A 7,134-nucleotide genomic window follows, 5' to 3' on the forward strand; every position below is an offset into this window, starting at 1 on the left:
TTATTAAATTCGTCGGGACCATTATTAGCCTGTTCCACACTTTTATTAGTCCCTATAAAAGACGAAACGGTAACACGCACTCCAGCTTTTGGGTTTTTACGCAATTTAATATTTACAACTGCTGTAGAGGCGTTAGCGCCATATAAGGTACTGGCAGCTCCTTTAAGAATTTCAATTTCATCGATTTGATTGACATCCACGAGTCTGATATCAAACTCGTTACTTATGTTACTCGCATCACTGACTTGCGCACCATCTATTAAAAATGAAACCTGTCGCGAGCTACCACCACGTATAAAATAACCTAGGTTCTGACCAGCATTACTGCGCGCGCCATTCATTTCTATACCAGCATACAGGTTCAGTAAATCTGCTAGACTGGCAGCAGCTTGCGCCTCTATGTCTGCTCTAGTGATTTTAATAACGGGTTTACCACTATCTTTTCTTTTAAGTTCAAACTTAGAATCAGCACTTATGAGTACCTGATCTAACTTTGTTGCGGTAGAGTCCACCTGTGCAATTCCCGACACGACTGCTACCATCATTGCGCTTATAGCGATGACTTTTTTGTTCATGAAAATGATTTTAATACGGGAAAAGGAATGATTCAAGCCATAAAATAATAAGGTGAGATTCCATAAAGAAACCTACCTTATTCATGCTTTAAAAAACTCGCAACCTTTATCCCGAAGATTAACTAATTATGTGTGTAAGCTGGCAGGTCTCCTGACTTGTTCATTTCTATCGCCTTCCCAAGCTTTATACTCAGTGGCTATGGATAGAAATCTTTAATGAACTTTACAGTTGCGGGAACAGTTCTAGAATTACACTAGATTCCCTTTTAATTCTGTTATGTATAGTTGTTATACTTGAGGTAATTACGCTTTCGCGAAAGCGTGCTCAAAACAACCTCCATGACAGAAACCAATTTCACGACCCAAATGTAAGCTAATAATGGTATTTTTGAGGCGCTATGAAAAACATATCTCTTCTTTTTATCTGTTTAGTGATCCTCTCAGGCTGTAAGCAAAAGGAAACGAAACAGCCCACCATAGCTGATAAATTAACTAGTGAGATATATCTAGAAACTGAAATAAAGTATGCCAAAGGTTTTTCAATTCAAACCACTCAAACAGGTTATTACGTAACCATTAATAACCCATGGCCAGATGCTGAGAAGCAGTATTCATTCAAATTACAACGTGCCAAAACTCATGATCGCCTTCCTGATCCAGATGCTACTCATGTAATACAAATTCCTGTAAATCAAATCATTTTAAGTTCTACAACACACATTCCACCTGTAGTATTGCTTAAAGAACAGTCCTCAATTATAGCCTTTCCTGGAACTGATTATGTAAGCGATAGCAGTGTGAGAGCACTCATAGATAATGGAAAGATTGAAGATTTAGGTCAGAACCAAACCATAAGTGTAGAAAAAGTAATCACCATGCAGCCCGATGCCATTATGGGTTTTGGAATCGATGGAGACAATCCGGTTTATAAACAAATTGAAAAAGCTGGAATACCAGTAATTTATAACGGCGACTGGACAGAAGAACATCCGTTAGGAAAAGCAGAGTGGATCAAGCTTTTTGGACTGTTATATGGTAAAGAAAAAGAAGCTAATCATATTTTTAAAAACATAGAGCAATCCTATATAGAAACTAAGAAAATAGCGCAAAGTTTAGAAAAACCTACAGTTATTGCTGGCGCTACCTGGAAAGATGTATGGTATTTACCTTATGGAAATTCCTGGCAAGGTAAAATCATAGCCGATGCTCATGGCGATTATATTTACAGCAACACCACAGGAACTGGATCCCTATCCTATAATATAGAACGTGTGCTTACTGATGCTCAAAATGCTGCTGTATGGATCGCTCCAGGACAGTACACTAGCTATGCAGCCATGCAAGCAGATAACAACACTTACAGCCAGTTTGAGGCCTTTCAAAATAAAAAGGTCTATACCTTTGCCTTAAATAAAGGAGCTCGTGGCGGTATTACTTATTATGAAGAAGCCTCCATGCGTCCAGACCTAGTACTTAAAGATCTGGTTAAAATATTACATAAAAACAGCTTACCTGATCATGAACTATATTTTTTTAAACCTCTTATAGATTGAAAAATAAAGTCCTCATCTTTCTCATCATAGCTGTCATCCTACTCTTCATAGTCGATGTTAGCTTGGGAACCGTTTTTATAACTCCAGGTGAGATTTGGGAAGTATTAACAGGATCCAACTTAAACGCTTCAGAAAATTATATTATTACCCAACTGCGCTTACCACGCGCTATCATGGCTATTTTAACTGGTGCAGGACTATCTATGGCGGGACTGCTTATGCAAACTCTTTTTAGGAATCCGCTGGCGGGACCATTTGTTCTCGGGATATCATCTGGTGCTGGATTAGGTGTAGCGCTGGTGGTTATGGGCGTTACTATATTAGGAATCACGGCAGTTTCAGGTTTAGGATTAGTAACAGCAAGTGTGATAGGTAGTATACTGGTTATGCTTTTAATCATACTCATGTCCTTACGTATTAAAGATACCATGGGATTGCTCATCGTAGGATTAATGGTAGGTAGTTTGAGCAGCGCAGTAGTAGGAATCCTTTCCTATTTCAGCTCTAGTGATGAGTTGAAGAGGTATGTGTTTTGGTCACTAGGTAGTTTAAGTAATTTAGACTGGAGAGATATTAGTATTTTGTTAGTTATATTTTTGATTTCCATGATACTAGTCATTACTATTATAAAACCGCTGAACGCCTTGTTACTGGGCGAGACTTATGCACGCAGCCTAGGAATAAATATAAAATCCACTCGCTGGATCATCATCATCATAACCAGTTTACTCGCAGGCAGTATCACCGCTTATGCAGGTCCTATAGCTTTTATAGGACTAGCTGTGCCGCACCTAGCACGTTTATTATTACCTACGGTAAATCATAAGATATTAATACCTACCGCTATGTTACTAGGTGCTGCACTCTTATTGTGTTGCGATATAATTTCACAACTACCGTTTTCAAACTATTCCTTACCCATTAATGCCGTCACTTCATTACTAGGTGCACCAGTGGTAATTTGGCTTATTTTAAGAAAACGTAACCTACACTTTTAATGATACAGCTGCACGACATACAGATAGGATATGGACACTGTGTTATAGCAGAGCATGCTGGTATTCTCGCTTTCGCGAAAGCAAAATTCATAACCCTAATAGGTGCAAATGGTTCTGGTAAATCTACCCTACTACGTACCATCGCGGCACAACAACATATTATTAAAGGTAAGGTTCAACTAAATGATGTTAATTATAATAAAATTAGCAACTTAAATAGGTCTAAAACTATAGCAATAGTATCTACTACTAAAGAGTTTAGCCAATTTTTAAAGGTGGAAGAAATATTGTATTTGAGCCGTGCACCTTACACAAATTTTATAGGACAGCTCACTGCAGCAGATCATGATGTGGTAGATGCCATTATGGAAGATTTAGACATTATAAAATTGCGTTCCCGTAGACTTTCCACGCTCAGTGATGGGCAATTACAAAGAGTACTGATAGCCCGTGCAATGGTTCAAGATACTCCTTACATACTCATGGATGAACCTACCAGCCACCTAGACGTACACCACAAGGCTGAAATACTGCTCAAATTACGCGATTACTGCCATAAACATAACAAGTGCATCATTTTTTCTAGTCACGAATTATCTATTGCCCTAGCACTGGCCGATGAAGTCATCGCAATTCATAAACTAAAAATTACTCACCAGTCTAAAGAAGATTTTATCCAGTCCTCCACACTTCAAGAGATGTTTCCTTCACCTCTACTGGATTTTAAGAATGGGAAGTTAGGGTTGAGATGGGAATCTTAAATAAGATCATAATTTATTTTCCAACGGTCTAAGTGTGAGAAGAACCACAAGCTGTTGCTACTGTTAACAGCAAAGGTGTAAAACCTCTTGACTCATGGGAATGGTGTACTTAGTTCATTTTACGCCCACGCGAGACAACTGGCAAGAACAAAATAAAAAGCAAATAAGACGTTTTAAAGGCTTATGGCGAGACTGTGATGTAAGAAAAATTCTGTATTTTTACTCAGACTATTTAATACCCAAAGATAAAGCGAGTACCAGCTAAAACGCCTCACTCGCCTTATACCTTTGCCATTGGCTTTAATTTAAAACAAAAAAGGAGAAAAATATGAAAACAAAAAACATTTTAATCTCAACAGTTATTTTATTTGTAGTAATACTTACTACGTTCTCAATCTTTATCAAAACTGATGAAAATAGCGCAACAAATTTCACAAACTTCGAAATTAAGGGTGAGAGCAAAGAGGAATTGAAAAAATTTGACTGGAATTCCATTGAAGAAATGTTTGAGCAGAATGATCCCGAACAAGATATTTCTATAGCAGTAATTCTTTTGAAAAATTCCGATCGTAAAAATGATGTCAAATACGAAGTAAAAGGTAAATCGGAAAATATTGATATACTAACGAGAAATGTCCAAAATTCTATAGAAAGACTAAATTAGAATTAACTGAAAAGGAAAGTTAGTTAAGTGAAAAAACTAAAGCCAACAAAGAACTGAGGTAAAAAACAACACTTTTCTTCATTAATTTGAGACACTATAATTCTAGGCTTGTAGATTCATTCATTAGATTCTGGGGCCTTTTTTATTACTTTAATCTTCTAGTTCTAGCGAACTGGCAAATGGGAGGTTTCTTTTAAGTAAGAAAGTAGCTGGTTCATAATATTTTTAGAAATATGTTAAAAACAACTTATATAAAAAGTAAATCAATAAATTTAATACTTTTTCTGCCTTAAAAATTAATGAAGAATATTCAAGATATATTAAAGTCGGCACCTAAAGCTAAACAAAGATCTTTTAAGAAAGGTTCTATTATTCAAAGTGCTGGAGATTTAAAAACAGTTCCGATCTATGTTAAAAAAGGGCTTTTAAAAAGCTACCTTATAGATAATAATGGAAAAGAACACATTTATATGTTTGCTCCAGAGAATTGGATTATTGGTGATCTAGAAGCCATACAGTACCAGCAACCAGCACAATTATTTATAGAATGTATTGAAGATTCAGAAGTCATAGCTTTTGAAAAAGATTGTTTATTTAATACTCAATTAGATAATGAACAACTTGCTGAAAACGCTCAAACGTTATACCGTCGTATAGGACGATTACAGCGCAGAGTTTTAATGTTAATGGGCGCTACAGCGGCTGATAGATATCAATACTTTTTAGAAACCTATCCCGAATTACCTAACCGTGTACCTCAAAAAATGATAGCCTCCTATTTAGGCATCATGCCGCAAACGCTAAGCACCATAAGAAAGAAACTTGCGAGCCCAAAATAAATTCATTTCTTCATCTACATGAATGCACAGCACCTGATTAGTACCGAATTTTGTAAAAATTTAAAATTTTAGACAAATGAAAAAAGTACAATTAATTATCAGGATTCTATTAGGTTTAATGTTAGTCCTTTTCGGACTCAACAAATTTCTTCAATTTATGCCCATGCCTCCATTACCAGAAGCAGCTGGTGAGTTTATGGGAGCACTCGTAAAAAGCGGTTACCTTATGACTATAGTAGCTGTAGTAGAAGTAGTAGTAGGTATCCTATTACTCGTTAACAAATTCCAAGCGCTTGCACTCATAGTCATTTTCCCAATTTTACTCAATGCCTTCTTGTTCCATTTATTCTTAGATATTGCCGGAATTGGTGGAGCTTTTGTTGCGCTTGCCATGAATGTATTTCTATTCTTTAACAACAAAGAATCATACATTGCCTTGTTTAAAAGCTAATAAGTATGTAATACAAAAAGCAATAGTCCCGCATTATAAATAGGAAAACCAGGAACATAAACACCTGAATAGCAGTTCGCTTTTTTTGAAACAGAAAACAATCAAAAAGAAGTAAATTGATCAAAATGATTTTTTAACTTTCAGAAATTGAAACCTTGAGTTCAAAAACTTTTGGTTTCTTATACCAATTTATGTTTCTAATGCCCTATTCTTAATTTTAATTATTTTTTTGACTAGATGATAAAGAAAATTAAAGCATAGCCCCAGCTACGGTTTTATTTTATTTTGAAATATAGGAGAAAAAGAAACGAATTATATGCGACATTAGGAATGTAAATTGTTATTAAACACCATACAAATGAAAAAAACTATCATAAAAAACACTAAACCGTTAGGGTTTCCTTGGCAAACACAAGACCCATTTTTATTCTGCGCTTATCATAGAGATGAATATCCCATTGGTGATGCAAATATGGGTGTAGAATTTGAGCAACTCAAAGGAAGAAACGTAGGAAGCGATTTCACCCTGAAAGACGGATGGAGAATGTATCATGGTTCAAGTATTCCTGGTTTTCCGTATCACCCGCATAGAGGTTTTGAAACCATTACCATTAACAAAGAAGGTGTGGTAGACCACTCTGACTCCTTAGGCGCAGCAGGCCGGTTTATGGCTGGCGACGTGCAATGGATGACAGCAGGAAAAGGAATACAGCACTCAGAAATGTTTCCTTTACTCGATCAAGAAAAAGGAAATCCATTGGAGATCTTTCAGATTTGGCTCAATCTTCCTAAGGTATCTAAAATGGTAGATCCACATTTTAAAATGCTTTGGAAGGAAGATGTTCCGGTGATTCACCACAAAGATGATTCAGGAAATAGTACCACCATACAGGTTATTGCAGGTCGTATTAATGATACAAATGCTCTTGAAGCAACACCTGATTCTTGGGCGTCAAACCCAGCAAATGCTGTGGGCGTTTATACCGTAAAAATGAATGCAAATGCTAAATGGATCTTACCTAAAACGTCAGAGGATGCAAACAGATCTATGTTCTTTTACAAAGGAGACACCATCAAAATTGATGAGAAAACCATTGCAAATAATCACGTCATTGAGCTTGAAGCAGGTGCCGACATCGAGATTCAAAACGGAAACCAAGAGGCTTACTTTTTAATTCTTGAAGGCAAGCCTATAGGTGAACCCGTAGCACAACATGGCCCTTTTGTTATGAATACACAGGAAGAAATAAGACAAGCCATGAAAGATTATGGTAAAACCCAATTTGGAGGTTG

Annotated in this window: 8 protein-coding genes and 1 riboswitch; of the genes, 7 read left to right on the forward strand and 1 reads right to left on the reverse strand. The window is 36.4% G+C overall.

What is annotated here, in order from left to right; all coding sequences use genetic code 11:
• On the reverse strand, positions 1–575 hold a 575-nt coding region (locus tag ACTF48_RS10635), incomplete at its 3' end, for a TonB-dependent receptor (RefSeq protein ID WP_438963137.1).
• A gap of 124 nt (positions 576–699) precedes the next feature.
• Positions 700–899: riboswitch (cobalamin riboswitch) on the reverse strand.
• Positions 900–973: 74 nt separating this feature from the next.
• On the opposite strand from ACTF48_RS10635, the gene ACTF48_RS10640 reads away from it, so the two are divergent.
• From ACTF48_RS10640 to ACTF48_RS10670, 7 genes are all read left to right on the forward strand, one after another.
• Positions 974–2,128, forward strand: a complete 1,155-nt coding sequence (locus ACTF48_RS10640) for an ABC transporter substrate-binding protein (protein WP_438963138.1) — start codon at positions 974–976, stop codon at positions 2,126–2,128.
• The gene (locus tag ACTF48_RS10645; protein ID WP_438963139.1) at positions 2,125–3,126 is read left to right on the forward strand and encodes an iron chelate uptake ABC transporter family permease subunit; all 1,002 of its coding nucleotides are present in this window, start codon (positions 2,125–2,127) and stop codon (positions 3,124–3,126) included. The genes ACTF48_RS10640 and ACTF48_RS10645 overlap by 4 nt, the downstream gene beginning before the upstream one ends.
• The gene (locus tag ACTF48_RS10650) at positions 3,126–3,887 is read left to right on the forward strand and encodes an ABC transporter ATP-binding protein (RefSeq protein WP_438963140.1); all 762 of its coding nucleotides are present in this window, start codon (positions 3,126–3,128) and stop codon (positions 3,885–3,887) included. The genes ACTF48_RS10645 and ACTF48_RS10650 overlap by 1 nt, the downstream gene beginning before the upstream one ends.
• A 328-nt stretch (positions 3,888–4,215) precedes the next feature.
• Entirely contained in the window at positions 4,216–4,551 is a 336-nt protein-coding gene (locus ACTF48_RS10655; RefSeq protein WP_438963141.1) for a hypothetical protein, read from the forward strand.
• A gap of 299 nt (positions 4,552–4,850) precedes the next feature.
• Entirely contained in the window at positions 4,851–5,390 is a 540-nt protein-coding gene (locus ACTF48_RS10660) for a Crp/Fnr family transcriptional regulator (protein ID WP_438963142.1), read from the forward strand.
• Between the two features lie 76 nt (positions 5,391–5,466).
• The gene (locus ACTF48_RS10665; protein ID WP_438963143.1) at positions 5,467–5,841 is read left to right on the forward strand and encodes a DoxX family membrane protein; all 375 of its coding nucleotides are present in this window, start codon (positions 5,467–5,469) and stop codon (positions 5,839–5,841) included.
• 358 nt (positions 5,842–6,199) lie between these two features.
• The coding region (locus ACTF48_RS10670) for a pirin family protein (protein WP_438963144.1) at positions 6,200–7,134 on the forward strand (935 nt) is incomplete at its 3' end.

Origin of the sequence: Nonlabens sp., from assembly GCF_965660805.1 — a bacterium.
GTDB lineage: Bacteria > Bacteroidota > Bacteroidia > Flavobacteriales > Flavobacteriaceae > Nonlabens.